The sequence below is a fragment of the Methylobacterium sp. CCH5-D2 genome (assembly GCF_001556475.1).
Classification (GTDB): Bacteria; Pseudomonadota; Alphaproteobacteria; order Rhizobiales; family Beijerinckiaceae; genus Methylobacterium; species Methylobacterium hispanicum.
Map to the genome: position 1 here is coordinate 1 of NZ_LSIX01001075.1, position 4,035 is coordinate 4,035.

Consider the following 4,035-nt stretch of genomic DNA (forward strand, 5'->3'; position numbering starts at 1 on the left):
GTTCCGTGCTGACGCTGGGCGCGGCGCTCATCCTCTGGGCCGGCTTCGATCCGGACGACGGCGGCCTGCAATGGCGGATGTCGCTCCCATGGATCCCGTCGCTCGGGGCGCGCTACGACGTCGGCGTCGGCGGCCTCTCCCTGGCGCTGATCCTGCTCACGGCCCTCCTGCTCACGGTGGTGATGGTCTACGTGCTGGGCGAGCACGACCGGGCGCACGCCCACGCCTTCCTCTTCCTCCTGCTCGCGACCGGGCTGATCGGGCTGTTCGCGGCGCAGGACCTGCTGCTGTTCTACCTGTTCTTCGAGGTCGGCCTGGTGCCGATGTACTTCATCGTCGGCATCTGGGGCGGGGAGCGGCGGCGGTACGCGGCGCTCAAGTTCTTCCTCTACACCCGCGCCGGCAGCCTCGCCATGCTGCTCGGCTTCCTCGCCCTCTACCTCGCCATGGAGCCCCACACCTTCTCGCTGCCGGCCATCGTCCAGGCGCGGCCGCTGGACCGGACCCCGCTCGCGGGCGGCCTCGTCTTCCTGGCCCTCCTCCTCGGGTTCGGGGTGAAGCTCCCGGTGGTGCCGCTGCACAACTGGTTGCCCGACGCGCATGTCGAGGCGCCGACCGAGGGCAGCGTCGTGCTGGCCGGTCTCCAGCTCAAGATGGGCGGCTACGGCATGCTCGCCGTGCTGCTGCCGACCCTGCCGGACACGGTCGCACGGTTCGGCTGGCTCCTGGTTGCCCTGGCCCTGGCATCGCTCCTCTACGGGGCCCTGGCGGCGCTGGCGCAGTCCGACATGAAGCGGCTCGTCGCCTACACCTCCGTCAACCACATGGGCTTCGTCACGCTCGGCGTCGCGGTGGCGGCGCTGGCCGGCAACGAGGGCGTGCGCCGGCTGGCGCTGAACGGCGCCGCCGTGCAGATGGTCAGCCACGGCTTCCTGACCGGCGGCATGTTCCTGCTGGTGGGCATGCTCCAGCACCGCGCCGGCACGCGGGAACTCGCCCGCTTCGGCGGCCTGATCGGCGCGATGCCGGCCTTCAGCGGGCTGTTCGGCCTGCTCGCCTTCGGCTCGCTCGGACTCCCGGGCCTGTCCGGCTTCATCGCGGAGTTCCAGGCCATCGGCGCCGCCCTGCAGCTCTCCGCCTGGGTCGCCGCGCTCGCGGTCCTCGCGCTCGTCGTGACGACCGCGGTCTACCTCCGGCTGTTGACGGGCCTGCTGATGGGTCGGGCGCCGCCCGACATGCCGGCGCTGCCGCCCCTCACGGCGGCCGAGGCGGGCGCGGCGGGGGCGCTCGCGGCACTGGCGGTCGGCATCGGCGTCCTGCCGGCCGTCCTCGTCGCGCTGCTCGACGGCACGACCGCAGCCCTGGCGCACCTTCCATGACCGGCGGGCAGGCGATGGGCGGCTGCATGGATCTCGGCGCCGTCGCGCCCGAGATGGTCCTGGCGGGGAGCGCCCTCGCGCTGGTCCCGGTTGCCGGCTGGGTCCGGGGCCGGTGGCGCCGCCTGCCCGCCGCCGTCGCGCTCCTCGCCCTGCTCGTCGCGATGGGCCTGACCGCGCCGATGCTGACGGCCCCGCCGCGCGAGGCCTTCTGCGGCACCTACGCCGTCGACCCGTTCCGGGGCTTCTACCAGTTGGTCATCGAGGCCGGCGCCCTGGTGAGCCTGCTCGCGCTCGGGTCCCACTTCCGCGGGAGCGAGCAGGAACCGCACCACCCGGTCGCGCTGCTCATGGCGACCGTGGGCGGCATGGGGCTCACGGCGGCCACGGATCTCGGCCTCATCATCCTGTTCCTGCAGATGGTGAGCTTCCCGTCCTACCTGCTCGTCCTGCTCGTGCGGAGCGACGGACCGGCCCAGGAGGCGACGCTCAAGTACTTCCTCTACGGCGCCGCCGCGCTGGCGGTGATGGCCTACGGCCTCACCTTCCTGTTCGGCCTCACCGGCAGCCTGAACCTGCGGGCCATCGGGGCGGGGCTGGCCGGCGCCGACCGGGCCTGGGTGGCGCTGGCCTTCGGCCTGGTCCTCGTCGGCTACGGCTTCGAGATGACGCTGGTGCCGTTCCACGTCTGGGCCCCGGACGTGTTCCAGGGCGGGACGGCCCCCGCCTCGGGCTTCGTCTCCGTCGTGCCGAAGGTGGCCGCCTTCGCCGGCCTCCTCCGCTTCCTGCTGGCGGCGATGCCGGACGGCCTCGCCGCCTGGCCGACCGTGCTCGCGCTCCTGGCCGCCGCGACGATGACCTTCGGCAACTTGGTGGCCCTCCGCCAGGCGAGCCTGAAGCGCCTGCTGGCCTATTCGAGCATCGCCCAGGCCGGCTACGTGCTGATGGGGGTTGCGGCGGCCGGGCAGGCCCCCGAGGCCCTGCCGGCCATAGGCTATTACCTCGCGGCCTATCTCCTGATGAACCTCTCGGCGTTCGCGGTGGTCGCGCAGGTCGAGCGCATGACCGGGAGCGACGCCCTCGCCGCGATCCGCGGCCTCGGACGGCGGGCGCCGGGGCCGGCGGCGGCGCTGGCGCTTGCCCTCCTGTCGCTCGCGGGCGTCCCGCCGTTGGCGGGCTTCGCCGGCAAGGTCTTCCTGCTCGTGGCCGCCATCGAGGGCGGCTTCGCGTGGCTGGCCGTGGTGGCCGCCGCCAACATGGCGGTGGCGCTGTTCTACTACGCGGCCATCATCGCGGAGACGTACTTCAGGGATCCGGACCGTGCCGAGGGGCCGGCATCCGGCGCCGGCTACGCATGGGCACTCGGCTTGTGCACGGCAGGGACGCTGGGCCTCGGCATCGCGCCGGGCCTCGGGCGCGGGCTGGCACAGCTCGGCGCGACGCTGCTGCGGTAGGAGCGGCCGCGCCGGGTGCGTGCCGGAAGGTGAGGGTGGTGCCCGGCCATGCGGGATGGCGTCGTCGCGCGGGGCCGGACGCCTGCTCGCGAGGCTCCGGCGCTCGCCGGCTTCGCTCAGGCCGCCCGAACGGTCCGGTCGCGCGCCGACCTCTCCGTCGCGCGATCCCCAGGCCCGGCCGGCCCGAGGGCCTTGGTGACCTCCTCGAAGCGCGCGCTCGCGTCGGACCAGTCCTGGGCGAAGTCGAACAGCTCGCGCATGGCCGGGGCGATCTCCTTGTAGGCGGCCAGGGCTGCGACGAGCGCGCCGAGCGAGAGCTGACCCTGCACGACGAGGTAGCCGCCGATCGAGAAGAAGAAGAACGGGGTGAGGTTCGAGGTGTAGTTGTAGAGGCCCTTGAGGCGGCCCTTCAGGTCGTTGATCTCGATGCGCACCCCCTCAAGCTTCCGGGCCTGAAGCATCTGCCGGCTCAGGTCGGAGGGCTCGCACGCCGCGCGGCCGGCTTGTCGCGCGTCCGCGGGAGCGGTGAGGAGCGCCCCCAGCTCCCGCGTGGCATGGACCCTTTGGCGGACCTTCGCGTTCAACCGCCCCTGCAACCGCGGCAGGATAGACAGCTGGACCGGCAGCATGATCAGGGCCGCCAGCGCCAGGGCGGCGTTCTGCAGGAGGAGGAAGACGATGCTGGTCACGAGCGTGCCGCCTTGGACGAGTGGCACGACCACCAGGCTGCCGCCGAAATAGCCGATGGGCTCGACCTCCTGGACCGCGACGGCGGCCAGCGTGGCCCGCCGTTCGGGGGAGCGCTCGCCGCGCGCGCGGCGGACGATGGCGAGGCGGAGGCGGCGCACGAGGCGCTCGTTCACGCGCCCCCGGACCCGATTGACCGCGTACTTGGCGAGGCCGCTGAGCGTGAGCACGGCCAGGTAGCTGGCACACAGCGCGAACAGCAGCTCGACGCGACCCAGCTGGACGCCGAGGAAGGCCATCTTCGGGTGACCGTCGCCCGTATCGTCGGCGAGGGCGTGGTTGATGATGTGCTTGGGGATCTCAAGGAGCAGCCAGGCCGCCGGCAGCGTCAGGACGGAGAGGAGCACGAGACGGAACTGCAGCCGCGAGGTCGCACGCACGACGTAGGATTCCAGCCGCGCCGCCACTGCCGGGCGGGCGCCTGGCCGTCCCGCCGCGTCCAGGGACGCGGCGGGCGG

3 protein-coding genes are annotated in these 4,035 nt (G+C 73.0%); 2 read left to right on the forward strand and 1 reads right to left on the reverse strand.

The window, feature by feature from the left end; all coding sequences use genetic code 11:
* Positions 1–1,379: NADH-quinone oxidoreductase subunit M (locus tag AX737_RS29090; protein WP_066927441.1), on the forward strand; the 1,379-nt coding region annotated here is incomplete at its 5' end.
* Positions 1,376–2,830, forward strand: coding sequence for an NADH-quinone oxidoreductase subunit N (locus AX737_RS37595; protein ID WP_156454034.1), 1,455 nt, complete (start codon positions 1,376–1,378; stop codon positions 2,828–2,830). The genes AX737_RS29090 and AX737_RS37595, both read left to right, overlap by 4 nt.
* A 116-nt stretch (positions 2,831–2,946) precedes the next feature.
* On the opposite strand, the gene AX737_RS35015 is transcribed toward AX737_RS37595, so the two are convergent.
* A partial coding sequence (locus tag AX737_RS35015; RefSeq protein WP_245293522.1) for a multidrug ABC transporter ATPase occupies positions 2,947–4,035 on the reverse strand: 1,089 nt, incomplete at its 5' end.